At 57.7% G+C, this 20135-nt stretch carries 12 protein-coding genes; 1 reads left to right on the top strand and 11 read right to left on the bottom strand.

Features of this window, described 5'->3' with window-relative positions:
- Positions 1–89: 89 nt before the first annotated feature.
- Entirely contained in the window at positions 90–2132 is a 2043-nt protein-coding gene (locus N6P30_RS07265; protein ID WP_023294763.1) for an AsmA family protein, read from the bottom strand.
- Positions 2133–2197: 65 nt separating this feature from the next.
- Entirely contained in the window at positions 2198–2971 is a 774-nt protein-coding gene (gene pdeH, locus N6P30_RS07260) for a cyclic-guanylate-specific phosphodiesterase (protein ID WP_021242143.1), read from the bottom strand.
- A gap of 229 nt (positions 2972–3200) precedes the next feature.
- Between pdeH and N6P30_RS07255 the strand changes: the two genes are divergently transcribed.
- Positions 3201–4130, top strand: coding sequence for a sugar kinase (locus N6P30_RS07255; protein WP_023294764.1), 930 nt, complete (start codon positions 3201–3203; stop codon positions 4128–4130).
- Positions 4131–4187: 57 nt separating this feature from the next.
- Here N6P30_RS07255 and N6P30_RS07250 read toward each other — a convergent pair whose 3' ends face one another.
- The 9 genes from N6P30_RS07250 to bcsR all read right to left on the bottom strand — a co-directional run bounded on the left by N6P30_RS07250 (position 4188) and on the right by bcsR (position 20053).
- The gene (locus N6P30_RS07250) at positions 4188–5681 is read right to left on the bottom strand and encodes a M16 family metallopeptidase (protein ID WP_008503229.1); all 1494 of its coding nucleotides are present in this window, start codon (positions 5679–5681) and stop codon (positions 4188–4190) included.
- 227 nt (positions 5682–5908) lie between these two features.
- Complete coding sequence (locus N6P30_RS07245; protein WP_058673454.1) at positions 5909–7195, bottom strand: dicarboxylate/amino acid:cation symporter; 1287 nt, start codon at positions 7193–7195, stop codon at positions 5909–5911.
- A 159-nt stretch (positions 7196–7354) separates the two neighbouring features.
- Positions 7355–9361, bottom strand: coding sequence for a biofilm formation regulator HmsP (hmsP, locus tag N6P30_RS07240; protein ID WP_023294766.1), 2007 nt, complete (start codon positions 9359–9361; stop codon positions 7355–7357).
- A gap of 119 nt (positions 9362–9480) precedes the next feature.
- The gene (gene bcsC / locus N6P30_RS07235) at positions 9481–12963 is read right to left on the bottom strand and encodes a cellulose synthase complex outer membrane protein BcsC (RefSeq protein ID WP_023294767.1); all 3483 of its coding nucleotides are present in this window, start codon (positions 12961–12963) and stop codon (positions 9481–9483) included.
- Positions 12945–14051: a cellulose synthase complex periplasmic endoglucanase BcsZ gene (gene bcsZ, locus N6P30_RS07230; protein WP_023294768.1), complete on the bottom strand. Its 1107-nt coding sequence runs from the start codon at positions 14049–14051 to the stop codon at positions 12945–12947. The genes bcsC and bcsZ overlap by 19 nt, the downstream gene beginning before the upstream one ends.
- A gap of 6 nt (positions 14052–14057) precedes the next feature.
- A complete protein-coding gene (gene bcsB, locus N6P30_RS07225) occupies positions 14058–16478 on the bottom strand; it encodes a cellulose biosynthesis cyclic di-GMP-binding regulatory protein BcsB (RefSeq protein WP_050488817.1) in 2421 nt (806 codons plus the stop codon).
- A 10-nt stretch (positions 16479–16488) separates the two neighbouring features.
- Entirely contained in the window at positions 16489–19104 is a 2616-nt protein-coding gene (gene bcsA / locus N6P30_RS07220; RefSeq protein ID WP_021242136.1) for a UDP-forming cellulose synthase catalytic subunit, read from the bottom strand.
- On the bottom strand, positions 19101–19853 hold the full coding sequence (gene bcsQ / locus N6P30_RS07215) for a cellulose biosynthesis protein BcsQ (protein ID WP_008503236.1): 753 nt from the start codon (positions 19851–19853) through the stop codon (positions 19101–19103). Before bcsQ ends, bcsA begins: the two co-directional genes overlap by 4 nt.
- 11 nt (positions 19854–19864) lie before the next feature.
- Positions 19865–20053, bottom strand: coding sequence for a cellulose biosynthesis protein BcsR (bcsR, locus tag N6P30_RS07210; protein ID WP_008503237.1), 189 nt, complete (start codon positions 20051–20053; stop codon positions 19865–19867).
- Positions 20054–20135: the final 82 nt, after the last annotated feature.

The following is a 20135-nucleotide window of genomic DNA, read 5'->3' as shown; positions in this document are numbered from 1 at the left end:
ATGCCGGGTGGCGGCTACGCCTTACCCGGCCTACGATTCAAATGTAGGCCGGGTAAGCGCAGCGCCACCCGGCAAAAACAGGCAGCTCCTTACTTCTTCATTTGCGACAAAATGGTCCGGCACTGATTCGCCTCTCCTTCTGACGGCGAAATCAACGCCAGCAGCGCTGCGGCGGGGGTAACCAGCGTCGCGAGGGCTGCGGCCACCGCGCCACGCGCAATCAGCGGTCCGGGCTTCACGCCCGCCTGCGGATTTTGGAAGGTTCCGCGCACGTACAGCGGCGAGCGCAGGGTGATGATACGGATCCCCTTACTTTCCGGATCGATGGTCAAATCCAGCTGTTCGGACGCCATGCTGGCGGTACCGGTCACGTTAATCACCGCATTTTCCGTGTCGAAGGCAAAAATCTGCGGACGCGCCACGCCGTTAACCAGATCCAGATTGGCCGCCGCGCAGTTCACCCGCACCTCATCATCACCGAAGATTTGCCCGATGATATAGTTCCCGACGTTCAGGCCCAGGATTTCCATCAGGTTGCGGCTCACCAGCCCGTCGTTCATCAGCAGCTTCAGGTTGCCATTACCGCTGCCCAGCAGCGCCGCCACGGAGTTCCCCACGCCGCGGATGTCGGCATCGCCGTTCATCTCGCCGAGCGTCTTCTGCATCAGCTCGACGTTCGGCATCAGCGCTTTCAGCTTAAGCCTGCGCGCCTGAATCTCCGCGCGCCCCTGCATCGGCTTTTTATCGCCTTCCAGGTGAATGTTGGAGGAAATCGTCCCGCCCGCCATGCCAAACTTCAGCGGCTGCAGGCGCAGGTCGGCGTTTTTGAGGATGATATGCGTCGAGAGATCGCTCAACGGCAACGTGCTGCCATGCTCAATCTTACGCCCTTTGAAGCGCACATCCGCATCCATCACGTTCCACTTATCGGTTTCAAAGCGATCGTAAGGCAGCACTTTTCCCGCAGGTTGAATGTCCTTTTTCACCTCTTTTGACTTCGTACCTTTACCGGAATCCACGCCGATCAGCGGGCCGAGATCGGCCAGACGCAGCTGGCGGGACTCAACGTCCCCTTCCAGCTTCGGTCTCGGTTTTCCGGTGGTGTAGGTCAGCGAGCCGTGGATATCGCTGTCGCCGATGCGGCCGTTAAAATCACGGTAGTCAAAAACCGACGATTTTTCGCTGTCGATTTTGGCGACCAGATGCCCGTCCGTTTCGAACGGCGGGGTATCCGGCAGCAGCACGCCGGTCAGCTCATACAGCTCGCCCAGCGAATCACCGGCAAATTTAAGCTGAAGATCGACGCCGCCCATGTTCATCGGGTCGTTAACCGTTCCCACGAACGCCACGCGGGTGTTACCGGAGCGGAAGTCCGCCTGCACCGGGAACGGCGTGCCTTCGCTCCGGAGCGCCAGCATGCCGCCTATTTTCCCTTTACCGGTGAGCGGCTGGTCGTTGTAGCGTCCTTTTGCCGTCAGGCCGAAGACATAGTCGCCCACGCTTGCCGTGTCACCTTTGGCTTTCGTCCCCGTGACCTCGCTAAACGGCAGCGGCTTGCCGAGCGGATCGACCAGGATCTCCACGTCGGCCTTGCTGACCTTATCGTCGATGGCGATCCGCCCGCGATCGAAGAGAATATTGTCGAGACGGAATGACCAGGAGGAAGGCTGGGCGTTCGGATCCTTTTCGCCATCGCTGGCAAGGTTGAACGTCCAGTTGTTGTTTTTTTCAGAGAGGCGGATCAGGCGCGCGTCGGGCTGCTGAAGTTTGATCCACGGCAGATAGACCGTTTTGGTCAGCAGCGCGAGCGGGGCCAGCGTGGCCTCAACGCGCGGCAGGTGGATCATGGTGACGTCCGGGATATCCGGCGGGTTACCGAGAATGATGTCGTCGGCGTGGACGTGCGGCCAGGGGATCCAGCTTCGCCAGCCGGGCTCCTCTTTCTGACGCTCCCACACGACCCCTAAATCACCGCGTATGGCGAAGGGGCGGTTCAGTTCGGTTGAGACTTTCTGGTTGATGGTCGGCTTAAGACGGTTCCAGTCAAACGTCGCGATAATGATGGCGACGACCACGATCAACAACAAGAAAATCCCTGCTGTCCAGGAGATCACCCTGGTTGTTCTTGTCATTTTTATCCCCTTTCCTGATGACCTGTCCTGTAAAACTATAGTCCAGACAAAGGGAAGCGGGCTTATCAGAGGGTAGTTATCACGCTATCGAGGCGATCCATGGGTACCGGTCGGGAGAGAAAATAGCCTTGCGCCGCCGCGGCAGGCGAGCTTTGCACATCACGCCACTCTTCCAGCGTTTCCACACCTTCAACAATCACGCCCTGGCAATAGCGGTTCATCAGCTGTAATAACAGCGTAAACAGGTTCCGCCCTTCCGGGGTCTGACGCAGCATAATGAACAGATCGCGGGCCACTTTAATGTAGTCATAACGCACTTCACTCAGAGCCGAAAAGTTCGCCATGCCGGTGCCAAAGTCATCCAGCCACAGCGGGCCGTATTCGCATATGGAGGCAAACGAGGAGTCCTGCGGCAGGCGGACATGCTCCACCAGCTCAAAGCGCACCCACGGCAGGGTGGCGATCAGCGCCTGCAATTTCGCGTTCTGACGCAGCGCCAGCAGAGTGGGGCCATCAACATTCACTGAGGCGAGGATATCGTGCTGTTCGAAAAAGGGCTGCTTCGTTGCAAGCATACGGAGCTGCTCTTCCAGCACGTCAAGACGCTGGCGAACGGCCACTTCGGCAAAATAGCGATCCGGTGCGATGCGCTGGGAAGGGTTTGAGGGATGCGTCACGACGGTCAAAATTTCAATGGCCATCAGTCGACCGTCTGTTCGGTATATCGGCTGATAGGTATACGCACGCTCACATTGCAGCCAGTAGCGATGCTCCTGCAAGTTCTCAATACTTGCCTCAGGCGTGGTGCTCAGCCGCTGGATAACCTGCTCTGACTTCATTTCAGATGTCCTGTTGTTGGGATGGCCTTTCTGGACTCGTCACAGGATTATCGGCGCGACAATTGAGAACTTTATGTTCAATTCACCGGGAAAATGAAATTAAGATGACAGAAATGCGCAGGAACACGCGCTGGCTCAAATAAAATAATGGAACGTTGTTTTAATATAGTTGACCTGTTAATTCACTCAGCGCACACTGCTGATCATTCTTCTGTTCAGGTTCACGATTATGTCTAAAAAAATTGCCGTGATTGGCGAATGCATGATTGAGCTGTCACAAAAAGGCGCGGAAGTGAGCCGCGGATTTGGTGGCGATACGTTAAACACCTCCGTTTATATTGCCCGCCAGGTTGCGCCTGAGGTGCTCACCGTGAACTACGTTACCGCTCTGGGGACGGACAGCTTCAGCCAGCAGATGCTGGAGGCCTGGCAAAGTGAACATATTGATACCTCGCTGATCCAGCGTATGGAAAACCGCCTGCCGGGTTTGTATTACATTGAGACCGACGACACCGGCGAACGCACGTTTTATTACTGGCGTAACGAAGCCGCGGCCAAATTCTGGCTGGAGAGCGAGGATGCCGCGGCCATCTGCGAAGCGCTGGCGACCTTCGACTACCTCTATCTGAGCGGGATCAGCCTGGCGATCCTGAGCCCCACCAGCCGTGAAAAGCTGCTCTCGCTGCTGCGCGAATGCCGTGCCAACGGCGGCAAGGTCATTTTCGATAACAACTACCGCCCGCGCCTGTGGGCCAGCCGTGAAGAGACGCAGCAGGTCTATCAGCAGATGCTGCAATGCACCGACATCGCCTTCCTGACGCTCGACGATGAAGACGCCCTCTGGGGGGAGAAACCGGTAGAGGACGTGATTGCACGCACGCAGGCGGCTGGCGTGAGCGAAGTGGTGATTAAGCGCGGTGCGGAGTCGTGCCTGGTCGCGACTACGGGTGAAGCGACGATTGAGGTCCCGGCGGTGAAGCTTGCCAAAGAGAAAGTGATTGATACCACGGCGGCGGGTGATTCATTCAGCGCGGGCTATCTGGCAGTACGCCTGACGGGCGGAACGCCGGAAGCGGCGGCACAGCGTGGACATCTGACGGCCAGCACGGTGATTCAGTATCGCGGGGCGATTATTCCGCGTGAGGCGATGCCTGTTTAAGTAGGGTGCGGGCTGATGCCCTAACCCTCTCCCACAGGGAGAGGGTTAGTCTACATATTACTGCCCTTGCGGGATATCCGTCGCGTCCGGGTGTAAATCATCAGCCGTCGCGGCCTGCGTCGGCTGCGGCGCGGTCGCCATGATGGAATCCCAGGTCTTCTGAAGTTCCTTCATGTCATATTCCGGCTCGCCCTTCGGCTGCAGAAGGATCAACGCCATCTCCTGCGACAGCTGCTGTCGGAGATCCTGGTTGAGCATTTCGACGGTCAGACCGTTCAGGAAATCCTGACGAAGCTTCTGGTACTGTTCCGGCGCAATATCCACCACCTGATTCTGCAGGGAACGAATACGCTGGCTGATCAGAATATCGGTATCGGCGCGCGCGTAGGTCGCAAACAGCTTCTGCAGCTCGAGTTTTTTCTGCGCCACAAGCGCGTTGAATTCCTCTTCGGAAAGCCCCTCTTTACGCACTTTTGCCAACTCTTTCGCGACGACACCCAGATTGGCATTCAGCTTATCGCCCGGTGATTCAACGTTAATGGCGCATTGCGCACGCTGGAACAGCACGCGGCAGTCAAAGCCAAGACCGATATTCTTCACGTTATTCTTACTGAGCGTCTGCTGAACGTGCCAGAACAGCGCTTCACGCGCCAGGTCGGCACGCCAGTATCGCAACAGCGCCGCGGACTCACGGATGGGCTGCCAGGCGTTATCCCACATCACGGAGAGTCGGTCCTGACGCACGGTGTCCGTCATAATGCTGACAGGCTCTGCACGCAGCGGGGAGAGTGTCGGAACAGGGGCAGGCGATTCACGCTTGCCTTTCAGATCGCCAAACGCTTTGTTGATCTGCTCCACCACCGCGCGGCTGTCCACGTTACCCACCACGATCAGCGTCATCGCGTCCGGGGTGTACCACTTCTGGTAGAACGATTTCACCTGTTCGGCGTCCACCGGCTGTTTTAGCGGCTCGGCAGGGTCATGTCCCAGCAACGTCGAGCCTTTCAGGCGGTAACGCCACCAGCCCTCTTTGGTATCACCAGGCCAGGTCGCCACCATGTCGCTGTTGCTCAACGCATAGTTGACGGTGTCCGGCGTAATTGCCAGATTGCCGGAGGCATCGGAGAGATACGTCAGGGCTTCTTTAAGCAGATCGTTGCGGTTATTAGGCAGGCTCAGGTTAAACATGGTGTAGTCATACGAGACCACAGCCGGAGGAAGCGGGCGTTTCGGATCGATGGCCTGTTGCCAGAGCGAACGCACCTGAACCGCTTGCAGGCTGCCGCTCTGCGTGAGCGCCAGCCGGGGAATAAAGTGGCTGAAACCGGTTTGCTGGGTGCTTTCCGTGAGGGAACCGGTATTAACAGACAGACGGATTTCAATACGGTCACTGGGACGTTGCGGCGTGGCTAACACCTGCCACTGAAAACCGTTCGCTAGTGTCCCTTGTTGCCAGGCCGGGTCTGGCTGGAGCGCATCTGCCTGCACATAACTGGCTGCTGCCATCATCAGCAAACCGCCGGTTAAGAGTCGAATTTTTGTGCCCTGCATGTGAACCCCTGATCAACATTCCTGGTTAAAAAAGAGTGCCTCGCGACGCGCTTCACTCTTAAAGATGACGATGAAAACACGTCGATTAGACCGCGCGTTCGGCAAAACGTCACGGTCCGAAGTGAAATATACCCAAAAAAAATCTTGTCGAATTATGACAGGTATGAACAGTTATTATGCGCAGGAGCCCGCATCCCCACAAGGGAATACGGGCTTTTGTGACAAGATTAAGAGGATAAGCCAGGATTTTTGCTGTCAGTTGAACGATTATTCAGAGTATCGTCGAGCTTTTTGTGATCCAGCTCTTTCACCCATTTCGCGACCACTACCGTTGCCACGCCGTTACCCACCAGGTTGGTTAACGCACGCGCCTCTGACATAAAGCGGTCAATACCGAGAATCAATGCCAGGCCCGCCACCGGCAGGTGCCCCACTGCAGAGATAGTGGCTGCCAGCACGATAAAGCCGCTGCCCGTTACGCCCGCCGCGCCTTTAGAGGAGAGCAGGAGAACCACCAGCAGAGTGATCTGATGGAAAATATCCATATGGCTGTTGGTCGCCTGTGCGATAAACACCGCCGCCATCGTCAGGTATATCGAGGTGCCGTCCAGGTTGAAGGAGTAGCCCGTCGGGATCACCAGCCCCACCACCGATTTACGACACCCGAGTTTCTCCATCTTATCGAGCATGCGCGGCAGCGCCGATTCTGACGAGGAGGTTCCCAGAACAATCAGCAGCTCTTCGCGGATGTAACGGATAAATTTGAAGATGCTGAAACCGGTCGCGCGGGCGATGGAGCCCAGCACCACCACCACGAAAAGAATACAGGTGATATAGAAACAGATAATCAGCTGACCCAACTGGACCAGCGTACCGACGCCATACTTACCGATGGTGAAGGCCATCGCACCGAAAGCACCGATGGGCGCCAGGCGCATGATCATATTGATGATGCCGAAGATGACCTGCGAGAAGCTTTCGATCACGTTAAAGATAAGCTGGCCTTTGCTCCCCAGGCGGTGCAGGGCAAAGCCAAACATCACGGCGAACAGCAGCACCTGGAGGATGTTTCCGCTGGCGAACGCGCCAATGACGCTGCCAGGAATGACGTCCAGCAGGAAGGCCACCACGCCCTGATCCTTCGCCTGTTCGGCATAGACCGCAACCGCTTTGGCATCCAGCGTCGAGGGATCGACGTTCATCCCCGCACCTGGGTGCACCACGTTAACGATGACCAGACCAATAATCAGCGCAAGGGTACTGACCACTTCAAAATAGAGAAGCGCCACTGCACCGGTACGGCCAACCGCCTTCATGCTTTCCATGCCAGCGATGCCCGTGACGACCGTACAGAAGATCACCGGAGCGATGACCATTTTGATGAGCTTAACGAACGCGTCGCCAAGCGGTTTCATTTGCGCGCCCAGTTCAGGGTAATAGTGACCCAGCAGAATACCGATGGCGATGGCTGTCAGGACCTGGAAATAAAGACTTTTGAAGAGTGAGGTTTTCATAGGGTGTCCTTGGGAAGAAAAACCACAGGCTTTGTAAGGTTATGGTTAACCTGCGGCTTTAAAATAACACCCGCATAACAGGACAGAAATAAACTCAGTTCAAATTTGAAACACAAATGTTAAGAAATTTGAGCTGGCTCGCACAAGCCAGCAACAAAATTACACTTTTGCGTTATTGTCAGCACCAGAAAGGTATCGTTCTTCAAAGACATCCGAAGGCACTGCGGGGGCAAACAGGAAACCCTGCCCGCTCTCCACGCCCGCCTCTGCCAGCCAGGCGCGTTGCGCGTCGGTTTCAATTCCCTCGGCAATAAGATGCAGGTTGAGGCTGCGCGCCATCTGGATAATCGCCTGCACCATGCTGCTGTCGTCCGGCAGACCGTCGACAAACGCTTTGTCAATTTTCAGCACATCCACCGGAAGCGTCTTCATGTGCTGAAGCTGGCGCAGCCCGGCGTACCCCATGCCAAAATCGTCCAGGGCAATGCGAATGCCGGCATTACGCAGCGGCTTAAGAATCGCGACCGCCTCATTGGGGTCGTCAATGCGTCGACTCTCCGTCACTTCCAGGGTCAAGGTATCCGGTTTGATGCGGTAACGATGGATCAGCTCCAGCATCTCAGAAACCATGGTCGGGTGCATAAGCTGCATGGCAGACAAATTGACCGACAGCGGCAGCGTTACGCCGCGCTCCTGCCAGGCGGCAAGCTGACGACAGGACTCTTCGAGCACCCAGTAGCCGACGGTGACCATCAGGCCGCAGGACTCGATGCGCTCAATCAGCCCTTCCGGCAGCTCCCATGTGCCATCCGGCTGCTGCAGACGCAGCAGGGCCTCGGCGCTTTTTACCTCTCCCGTCCGCAGATCCACCTGCGGCTGCAGCCAGAGGGCAAACTGGCGGTTATCCAGCGCGGTCAGGATATCACTCTCTTCCGTCAGGCGCTGCTGCGCCTTTTCCATCTGCGCCGGGTCGAAGAACTGGATTTGGTTTTTCCCTTTGCGCCGGGCGGTAAAGGCCGCCGAGAAGGCGCGGCGATAAAGCTGTTCCGCGGTCAGGTCGCCATAGAACATGGCAATCCCGATACTGGCACTCGGGCGAAGCTGGATACCCTGAATCGGCAGCCGCTCATTAATGACAGTGAGTACTTGCTGACCTAACGTGATCGCATGCCAGGGTTCTTTTACGCCGTTGGCAATCACCACCAGGTCGTAACCGCTGACCTGGGTCAGCACCATGCGCGGGGCAAGGACAGATTTGATCTTTTCCACCAGGGTGAGCAGCAGCATCTCTCGCTGGCTCTCCTGAAGCACGCCAGCCGTGTCCTGCAGGGTTTCACAGGCAATGACCATCAGCGCGGTGGTTTGCTGGCGCTCAACGGTTTGCTCCAGCATCGCCATCAGGAACGCTTTATTGGGAAGCTCCGATACCGGAAAACGGGTGGCGCTACTGTTCATCTCATCCTGCTGACGCTGGATGCGCTGCTGGTTGAGGTTGTAGCTGCGCACCAGCATGCCGATCTCATCGTCATGATGCAGACGCGGCAGCTCAAGCTGGTGTCCCATCTGATCCTGCGGCGCAAGCGTGTTCAGCTCGCGGGCGATACGGCGCAGGGGATGGACAATCAGCCGGTTAATGCACCAGGTCAGCGCCACGCTGAGAATAAGCGTCATAAGTAAGCAAGTGGTCACTAACGTAACCACCCAACTCATGACGAATTTATACATGCGGTAGGAGTCTGCCTGTAACACCAGGTAGGCCAGAGGCTGCGGATTGGCAGGGCGTTCGAGTGAATAAACGGGCAGCGAAATTTGCACCGGCAGTTCAAACAGGCGCATCACCATCATCGGGACGGGACGCTCCGGGATAAAGCTCATCCGCAGCGCCTGAAACTGATTGGGTAGCACGACGTCCGCCCGGCTCACAACACCGGCCGGCTGAATACGTTTCAGAATAGTTTCCGCTTCGGGGATATCCCCTTTCAGGATGGAGGCAGACAGCGGGCCGCGTACCGAGCGGGCGATACTTTCTAATTGCGAAGCCGTGTTATAGCGATTCTGCTGTACGGAATGAAACAGCAAAATTACGCAGAAGAGCAGGACAAACAGCATGGTGACGGCAGAGACCATCGCCATCTGTTTGATTGTTAAGGAACGGCTGACACGCAAAATGACTCTCCACAAAACTCTAAGCGCAGGGCGCGCCAGGGTGTAAACCTGGCGCGCCTGAGTATACCCGATTGCTGCGCTGTTAAGAGAGACTTACAAATGGATTAAGGAAAATCCGATTACCAGTCCGCGTAAGGGATGAGCGGTTGCGGCGGTAAGTCCATATCGCCCTGCCAGCCTGCAGCAGAGTAGCGCACATAGATCAGCGCATGGCTTGGGGTATAGTCTTTCGCTTCCTGAATGTCCACGCCCATGCCAACAAACCAGTTGGACGTAACCCGGCGCTCAATAATGGCCCGCGCGGTATAACCCGTGCCTGAGGAGCTGCTGCCGGTTTCCATCGCGCCCCGATCGGTATAGCGGTCTGGCTCATCGGTCGGGATCAGATTCTGGATCGGGTAGCGCAGCTCATCTTTGGTTTTAGAGTGGGACCAGGAGACCGAGCCCCCCAGCTCCCAGGACCAGTTTTCCGTGCGCTTACGCCAGGTCACCGGCAAGGCGAAGGAGACATACTCCTGCGGGCTGTAATAGCCGCCCTGACCCAGGGTATAACCGCTCAGGTCTTTGTCGTAGTGCCAGAGCATGTTGGAGACGCCGACCGTCAGGCGCTCATTGTTTTTATTAATGAGCTTGTAGTAGTAACCCGTCATCCAGCGGACGCGCCAGTTATCCTCCACATTTTTACCCGTCAGCGTTTCCGCGTTCAGGCTTGACCAGACGCCGTTCGCTTCCCCTTTGTCATAGCTGATGCTGACGCCGCCACCGGTCGCGCGTACGCCGCCCCAGGTGGTGCCGGTGTTGGTGTCTTTTTGCCCGCCGAAGGCCAGCAGAGAGCTGGAGATTGGCCGACGATGGGCGTTAACGGTATAGCCGATAGGGCCCAGATCGCTGCTGTAACTGATGCCGCCCACCACGTCGACGACGTCAAAGCCCATCGGCGTGGTGCCAATATCCATCGCCCAGGTTTTATTCTGCCAGCCGACAGCGACGCTTGCGCCATTGTCTGACTGATGGGTGTTACCGCTACACGGCGTTTCGTAGCAGGTTCCCCATTTAGGGTCGTAAGTCCCGTTCCTGGTATCGAATGACCCGACGTCCATATTGACCAGATCGCTTCTGAAGAACATGCGCCCGTCAGAGAGCGGCGCATCCACCTGCAGCATGGTGGTATGCGCTTTCAGATCGGAATAGCCGCCCGTGCCGCTGGAGCCCCAGTAATCGTGCTGCAGCGTGACGTTAACATCCTGCTGGCGGTACAACTCACCGGCATCACTGCGCACGCCGCGCTTCAGCCAGTCGTCTTTTTCATCGTTACGCGTCAGACGGGTGAAACTGTCGTTATCAGCCGGACGCGTCGTGGTGATACCCGTCGATACCATCGCATCTTTATAGGTTTCCAGCGCCTGCTGAGGCTGCCCGTTCTGCGCCTGGAAACGCGCGGCATCACGCAGCACCAGCGCGTTTTCCATGGATCCGGGCTGCGATTTAGCCTGCGGAATGATTTTACTGAAGGTCTGTTCTGCCGCGGCGGAATCACCCAGACCCGCCTGCGCCATCGCGATGCGGCGCTGCATGTTGAGCGACAGCGGCTGGCCGTTCTGCGCGGCGGGCAGCTTCGCCAGCTCCGCGCGCGCGGCATCTTTGTTACCCTGGGCGCTGTAAATCTCGGTCAGGCCGAGGATCGCGTCTTCGTTCTGCGGCTCACGCTGCAGGACGGCGTTGTACGTCGTTTTCGCGGAATTCAGATCGCCACGCTGCTGTGCCCAGTCCGCCAGCGTCAGGTCGATGCGGGTGGAGGTTGGCTGCTGGCGAAGAAGATTCTCCGCCTCCTGCTCTTTACCGCTGTCCCGCAGGCGGTTGGCGGTTTCCAGCACCTGATTGCTTTGCAGGCGGTCGGCAAGTTCCTGAATATTGCTGTTCCACTGGCTGCGCGGCAGCGTGTCCAGATGCGCCAGCGCGGCACGGTCCTGATCGTTTCCGGAAAGATAGAGCCCGCTGGCATAGACCTGATCCGGATCGGACGGTTTCTGGCGGGCAAGCTGACGCATCAGGGTATCTGCCTGGCTGCGCTGACCCGCGCTGTAGAGATCGCGCGACAGACGATAGGTTATCCACACGTCGCCAGGAGAGAGCGCCAGACGACGACGCTGGATTTCTGCTGCCTGGGCGTATTTCCCCTGATTTTCCAGCTGTTCGGCCTGGGCAGAGAGCTGCTCGTTGGTCAGACTACGCTCGATATCATCAATGCTCCGACGCTGGCTGGCGGAAAGCGACTGGATAAACTGCGAGGCTTTCTCCGGGGACTGCGCGCGGTAAATATTGGCCAGGCCGCGAACCGCGTTGCTGTTGCCGCTATCCATTCGCAGCGCCTGACGGTAATAACGCTCCGCCGCGTCGTTATCTTTACGCGCCGCGGCGGCGTCGCCCAGCCCCAGCACCGCGTAGCTGTCGGTATTGTCGATGTTACGCGCCTGCTGATAGTAACGCTCTGCCTGCGCCGGGTTATTCGCCTTCAGCGCCGCATCGCCCTGCTGGATCAGCAGCCAGTAGCGGTTAACCTTCAGAAGACTGTCCCATTTACCCCGGTTATCGCTCTGCGGATCGAGGGCAATCGCCTTTTCAAACTGCGCTACCGCGCGGGCACGGTCGCCCTTCTGGGAATACGCCTGCCCCAGGGCCCCCACCGCTTCACTGTCGGCATGGTTGGCGCTGACGGCTTTTTGCAGCTCGGCCACCGCCTTACTGCCCTGCCCGGCATCCACCGCCGCGAGCCCTTCCGCTTTCGCGCGGAACGCCGGATCGGCGAGCTGTTTTTGCTGCGCTTCAAGCTGGGCACGCGCCGCAGCGACGCTATCCCCGTCGCTAAATACGCTCAGATATTTTTGCAGCGCGCTGACGCTGGCGCTGCTGGCAGGCTGGTCTTTGATTTGGTCATACCACATATCAGACGCCTGGCTGCGGCCATTGGTGGATTTGGCCATCTCCTGCAGTACCGCAAAGCCTTCATCACGTCGTCCGCTCTGGAACAGAAGCTGGGCCAGCGTTGTCTGCAGCTGCGTATTCCCGGGGCTGCTGCTGTTAATTTTTTTCAGCTGGTTAATGGCCGCACCGCGGCGAGCTGGATCTTTCGCCACGACGTTCCAGTATTCCGTCGCCACGTCGCCACCCGGCGGGTTGCCGTCAAACAGCTTGTCATAGGCGGCAATCGCTTCCTGCGTGTGCCCCGTAGTGGCGAGCAGTCGCGCCTGCTGGAGCTGCTGTCGGCCATGCGGAGTAGAAAGCAGCATGGTGTTGCGTGAGGACTGGTAAGCGCTCGAATCCGGGGCGATCCCTTTCAGACGATCCAGCTCTTTTTGCGCGCCGGCGTTATCGCCCTGACGCAGCAGGTAGCGAAAGCGGGCGGCAATGACGTCAGGGTTGTTGGGGTCAATCAGCTCAAGGCGATAGAGCGACTGACGAACCAAATCCTCACGCTGTGTCGATTCGCCCAGCCTGACCTGCTCCAGCAGCTGTTTCTGCTGCGGAGAGTTGGCGGCCTGTGCCCACGGCATAAGCGCCAGGCCAAGCGATAAACTGAGTAGATTTACTGTGAACTTGCGCATTCCTGGCCCCAATCCGGTATTAATTCACCTTTTGCGGTGAAGCGAAAACGATGCTGATCCCATCCTTGCCCAAAAAGCGTCAGCACATAGCTGTAATAGGCATTGTTATCGGGAAAATGGTCTGCAACGCGCTGGCGCTGAACCGCCTGGGCATCACGTTGTTGTAAAAAAGGCAACATAGCGGCAGAGAACCCGACCGGGCCGTCACCGGTACGTTTCCCCGTCGCCACATCCACTTTCTCCGGCGGCACACCCCGTTTCACGGTCTTTGCCGCCATCGGCTGGAAGCGCGTCAGGAGCCGGGCTTTCTGAGGATCTTTATCACTCATCATGCCCACCCAGAGATACACGCGGATGGCGTCGTAGCCGCCCACCAGCGCTTTCTCCTGCTGTAACCGCCAGCCTTTGTTTTTCTGATACTGCACCCAGTCCGGCGAAAAACCTTTCGGCGCACTCTCAAGCAGCAGGCGCAGGTTAGTTTCACGAAGCTGGGTCCACGGGGAACCAAAGCGCGTGAAATAAGCCGCTAGCTGCGGAGGAAGATAGCTGGGGTTAAAACGCCAGGCGTTCTCATCGGCAAAACCGACTTTACCAGGAAGCAGCATTGCGCCGAGCCCCGGGACGTTGACCACTTCCTCGCTGACAATGCGTTTCAGCAGCGCCTTACCCGTGCGGGTATAGTCCCGATCTTTCCACAGCCGACCCGCTTCGAGCAGTGACCAGGCGATCCAGACATCGGCATCAGAGGCGGAGTTGGTATCAATCACCGCCCAGGCGTCTTTATCTTTCTGACCCCATAGCCAGGCAGGCAGATGGGCGTTGAGATCGCCGCTGGCGAGATTATCGCGCGTCCACGTCAGCAGCAGGTCAAAGGCTTTGCGATCGTTCGCCGCCAGGGCAAAGAACAGGGCGTAGCTTTGCCCTTCCGAGGTCGTAATTTTGCGCGTGTCACTGGGATCAATGACGCGCCCGCCTTCACTGATGTAGTCCTTTTTAAACTGCTCCCAGGCAGGCCAGGTACAGGCGGCGCGAAGAGGAAGCGCCGCCAGCATCACCGCTGCTAATACACACCAGCGAAAGGCTTTCATCACATCTTACTCATCCGGGTTCAGACGACGACGGCTGATGATTCGCAGCAGACGCCACAGCACCCATGCCAGCAAGACCACGCTGACCGCAGCCAGGATAGCGAGCAGAACCGGATGGTTAGCCAGCGCATACCACAGGCGTTCGAACCACGGCAGATGGCCCACGTAGTACACATCCCCCACGCGCAGGCTATTGACGCCGGACTCACGGATCACCGACACGGAACCAAACATCGCGGCACGTTTACCGCTGTCGTTCATGGCCGTATTGAGCAGTTCATAGCCGCGCGGGCTGTCCGCGAGGAGAGCCACCACGCTGCGCTGTTCGTTGTAAGGCGACTGGAAGCCCACCACCGCGGCCATCGCCCCCTGAGACGTTACCGTCGTCTGCGCGCTGGCCTGACGATCGTTCACATCCGGCATAATGCTCGGGAACTCGGTCTGTCGCAGCGGCGTATTGACCCAGGACTGAGCCGCTTTCACCAGCAGATCGATACGTTTGTCATCCTTCAGCTTATCCGGGATGGTCCCGATCACCATGATGTCAGCATCTTTGTTCTGAATCTGGCTGCCATCGTCCGTCAACGTGACGTTAATGGCCGGTAATCCTGTTTGTCCTCCAACGGTCGCCATGGTGTCGAGCAGAGTCGTAACCTGACCTTCGTTTGGCGTTTTTGGCATTACCACAATGGACTCAGAGAGATCGGCCATACGGCTGAACGGGAAGCCCGCGTTAGCAAAGGCGCGCAGGTCCGGCATCGCCAGGAAGTGATAGTACTTCGAGAAGTCGATGGTCGACTCATCGCCAATCACCACGTGGTTCTGCACCGGCTGGAAGGTGATGCAGTTTTCCGCCGAGCCGCCAGGCATCGGGTTCATGTACTGGAAATCAAAGCGCAGCTGGTTTATCGCACCCAGCTTCAGTGCCGGAATAGAAACATCCGTTTTACCGTCCAGCAGCCCCTGCAGCACCGGCAGGCGAAGCATCAGGCGGTTCGTATCCTGCGTGCTTTGCAGGCTGAAGGATTGCAGGAACTGGTTGTTCAGGCTGATATCCATGCGCGAGCTGTCTTTGGTGGCTGGCGCGGTATAGCGGTAGTTCAGATTGATATCAATGCCGTTGGTACGCAGCAGGTACAGATCCGGCGGCAGATTCAGCGACAGGCTAATCGGCGCTGGCTCAAGCCCCGTCGCCTGCAGCTGTTCTTCATAGGTTTTCAGCTCGCCAAAGGTGACCGCACGGTCGGTACGCACCCAGTTTGGCGCATCATAAGGTTTACGCGCCAGCAGCGGTTTGACCTCATCTATCACGACGCTGTTGCCGCGGAAAAGGACGTTGCCCTGGGCAATGGCTTTTGCTGCCTGAACCAGATCTTTATCATCACGACCAAAGACCACCAGCAGCTTCACGTACGGGTTTTCCGGGTGGCTTATCATCTCAACGGTCGGCGCTTTGACGTCCGGATGATCGCGCAGGAAGGCCGGACGTTTCGCATTGGTGGCAAACACAATGGCATTTCTGTCCGGCAGTTTGTCATACATCGCCGGGAAGCTCTGACCGCGCCAGCCCGCGCGTGAACCAAACCAGGAGGCCACAATGGTGGCCGCCAGCTGCTCGGTCACGTCCGGGGACGAGGCAAACACCATCGGCAGCGTGAGCGGGCGGTTATCACGCGGATCGAAGAACGGAACCGGGAAGGCCGAGAGATCGTTTTTCAGCGCCAGCGACTGGTAGGTCATCTGCAGCGAGGAGTTACGCCCGACGTCCATCCACAGCGTGTTGCTGGCCGGGTTTTCGCAGACATCGCGGTAGTGGCCGACAAACTCCAGGCGGATGCGGTTAAAGTCGGTGATGAACAGCGGGTTGATCGGCACCTGCGCCTGGGTTTTCTTGCCGAGCTGCTCTTTCGTGACCGGCAGAACGTCCATCAGCTCGTCATTCAGATAGACCTTCAGCTGAGACTGGGTCGGCAGCAGCGATGGCGACGGCGTGTATTCGAGATTCAGCACCGCATTAGAGACGACCTCGTCGCTGCGCATGCCAAATTCAATGCCGCCGTTAGGGTTGATGCCGCGCAGCACCATGCTGCCCGGAGGCGGCGCAATTTGCGCGAAGGTCAGCTTCACGTCCCGCGACGGCGCATTGTCCGCAACGACGGGCGCATTCGCCCCCCGGACGCCCGGCATTACCTGCCCGATGACCTGGCCGTCTGCCGGCAGGGTGTTCCCCTCCGTTGGCTGGTTCGGCATGATGTTTTCAGTTTGACCCGGTGCCGCGGTGACAACCGGATCGGTTGCTTGCGCGACGACAGGTACGGTTGGCGCAGGCGTTGCCGCTGCGTTACCCGGGGCTGCGTTAGCCATTGTTGCGGGGATCGCATTCATCCCCATTGCCACTGCACATAACCAGGAAAGTTTTGTTTTCATCGCGTTATCATCATTGTTGAGCCATAACCGGGTCCGCCTGCTTCGCCTCATCCCGCTCAGGACGACGAGGAATGAACGACACGACCCAGGAAACCAGCGAAGTAAGTGACCGGAAAATTAATTTCACCGACGACGGGGCAAATTCTGCAAGGTGACGATAGCCACGGAACCCCAGCTTCAGAATATCCAGCAGGCTTTCCAGAGGCTTATCCTCCGGGAAGCTGTCCTGCCAGAGAGCCCACGTATCCGCGCGGGCAAACGTACACTGCACAAAATCGATATGTTGCTTTTTGGTCAACGGCATCAGCTGCAGGCCGACTTCATTGCCCACCACGCGAACGACCTGTGTCGGGAAGACATACTCCTGCTGGCCGCGCTTAAGCAGCAGGTTAACTTTTTGCCCTTCCAGCACCTTCGCCTGGCCGTTGATTTTGATCCCCAGACCGCCGTCAGAGAAGTCGTGCACGGTACAGGAGAAGAGATGGCCATCTTCACGGGCGATCGCCGCTGGCATGCATATTTCCACGCGATGCGCGCGACGAACCTGTTTGCTCTCCACCGACACCGCCACCGCGCCGCCGAGGATAATCAGGTTGTAGAAGACCCACGCCATACTGACGAAGACGGTCAGGATTTCGTTTTCCGGACCGTAGAAGTAGCGCCAGATACCCGCAATGACGCCCACGATATTCAGCAGCACCAGGAAGATATACGGCCGGGAGATCACCCAGTCGACGTACTCCTCCTCCACCAGCCCGCCCTTCGCGGTGACGTTGAATTTCCCTTTGTGCGGGTTAATCAGCGCCACCATCGTCGGCGGCGCGATGTACCAGGCCAGCACCGTTTCGTAGATTTCACTCCAGAAGGAGTGGCGGTATTTACCCTGTATCTTCGAGTTCGTCAGGCTCGCGTGGATCATGTGCGGCAGAACAAACAGCGCAATCATCAGCGCGGGGGCGTAGATGATATAAGCGTGAAGGAGCAGGAACGCCAGCGGCGCGGTCAGGAAGATCAGCCGCGGAATACCGGACAAGAAGTGGAACATGGCGTTGACGTAGCAAAGACGCTGCGCCAGCTTGAGTCCTTTCCCGATCAGTGGGTTATCAAGACGGAAGATCTGCACCATGCCGCGCGCCCAGCGAATACGCTGACCAATGTGCGCCGACAGTGACTCGGTTGCCAGACCGGCCGCCTGCGGGATACGCATATAGGCAGAGGTATAGCCACGACGGTGCAGGCGCAGTGAGGTGTGCGCATCTTCAGTGACCGTTTCGACGGCGATACCGCCAATTTCATCCAGCGGTTTACGGCGGATAACCGCGCATGAGCCGCAGAAGAAGGTGGCGTCCCACATGTCGTTTCCGTCCTGTACCAGCCCATAGAACAGCGTGCCTTCGTTCGGAGTTTTGCGGAAGCGGCCAAGGTTACGTTCAAACGGGTCCGGCGAGAAGAAGTGGTGCGGCGTCTGCATCATCGCCAGCTCTTTCTCCTTCAGGAACCAGCCCATGGTCATCTGCAGGAACGAGCGCGTCGGCACGTGGTCGCAGTCAAAAATCGAGACAAACTCCCCGGTGGCATACTTCAACGCGTTGTTGATGTTCCCCGCCTTAGCGTGTTCGTGCGTCGGACGGGCGATGTACTCGACGCCAACCTCCTCCGCGAACTGGCGGAACGCCGGACGGTTGCCGTCATCCAGGATCCAGACCTTGAGCTTGTCTTTCGGCCAGTCGATGCCCAGCGCGGCATAGATGGTGTTCTTCACCACGCTCAGGTCTTCGTTGTAGGTCGGCACGAAGAGATCGACGGTTGGCCACTGGGTCGTGTCCTTTGGCAACGGAACCGGCTGGCGGTTGAGCGGCCAAATCACCTGGAAATAGCCCAGCACCAGCACAATCCAGGCATAGGTTTCAGCAAACAGCAGCACCAGGCCGCACACCAGACTCACCGGGTCGTCCCAGTTCAGCGTCGAGGTATAACGCCACCAGATGTAGCGGCAGGAGACGGTCAGCGACAACACGATCAGCATCAGCGCCGAGAAGCGACCCGGAATTCGGCGCACCAGCAGCGCCACGCCCCACAGCAGGATCAGGAAAGTGAACTGCGCCAGAGGGTTGAAAGGCTGCGTAATACAGACCAGCGCCAGAATGAGCGAGAACACGACGATTACGCCGAGGATAAAACGCCGCAGGCCCGGGTGGAGATGCCCGAGCTCTTTATGGTTATCCAGATGGCTGGTCTTATCGCTTACGCTGTCGGGCAGTCTGTCCAGCCACTGATGATAGCGTTCACGTAACTGCTGCACGCGGGAGAAGCTCCGCCAGTGCGGCGTTTTTGTCTCCGCGCGGGATGAGGTCGCCACCAGCCAGATGGCCTGAATGAGATAGCGCGCCGGATCCAGTGGACGCGGCCGGTCAGGATTAATGTGCGGATATAGCTCGCTGTGCCGTGCACGTATGCGCTGCCAGCGCGGGTGTTCAAGCGGTATAAACATCCAGGCCAGAATCATCCAGAAACAGCCGAGCGCGGCGCTAAATGCCGACGCACCGTGACGGCGAAAATGCCGGTAATGTTCGCTCAAACGCGAACTGACCGGTGGGATGAGTAACCAGCTGGCGAGACGACTCATACAGCACTCCCTGCATGCTCCGCCCTGTTGGCGAAGTTCAGCAGACACCAGTTAGCCAGCGTCAGGATCTCTTCTGCCGCCAGTGAATCGCTGCGGTATTCACCGAGCGGTTGCTTAGACGCAAGGCATTCCGCCATTCCCTCATCACGATGGATGACAATCGGAAGCAGGCGGCGCTGGCTTTGCAGCCAGACCTGATAGAGATCGTCCTGGATCTGGCTGCCAATGCGCAAATCGTTAATCAGGATATGGCCATTTTGAGGCAGTCCCTGCTGGTGCAGGCGGATATGGCAGTTCGCATCGACGTTAACGATCGAGAGGACATGATCGCACTGGGCGATAAGCTGTCGTGTCAGCGTGCCGGCACCGTGCGGCAGATCTAGCAAGATCCACTTGTAGTGCCCCTTTTCCCTCAGGCTCTGCAGCGCCAGCGTGAATTGTGAAAACAGGCGCTGGTACGCGGCTTCATTCTCGCGTTCCGTGGTGGTCAGTTGACCAAACGGCAGCAGGTCAAGAAGGGAGGTATAGCGCATACCTGCATCCTGCCAGTCTTTATCGTCAAGCAGCGCGCGGGCCCAGCCCTCTTCGCGAGTAAAGTCGACGTTAAACGACATACGCAGCAAATTATCGGCGCAGGCGTCAATAACCAGCACCGATTCACCTAAAAGCTGTAATGACCACGCCAGCGCCGCGGTAACAGATGTGGTACCCACACCCCCACGGACACCCTGTAATCCGAGTATGGCCATCAATGGCTCCCTTATTGTTGATGGGCGAATTCAGCTAATAACGGCCAGCGTTTAATAGCCGCAGCCAACTGTTCCCGCTGGGAAATATCGGTGTAATCTATTTCAGGTAAAGAAAAGGCCTGCGTCAGCGCCAGAAAATCGTTTTGGAATGTGTAACCCAGGGTCGAGTCGACTGGGGTTCCGGGTTCGTTATTATCCATTCTTTTTCCATCCCTTTGCGTAAAATCGCCAGTTCAGAAGTAGCGAGGCATCCTGCCCTATGAAATTTCATTTACATGCTAA

It is taken from the genome of Enterobacter sp. PL1 (assembly GCF_945957325.1).
Taxonomy (GTDB): Bacteria; Pseudomonadota; Gammaproteobacteria; order Enterobacterales; family Enterobacteriaceae; genus Enterobacter; species Enterobacter roggenkampii.
Note: the sequence above shows the minus strand (reverse complement) of the source record. Positions and strands in the feature narration are given on the sequence as shown.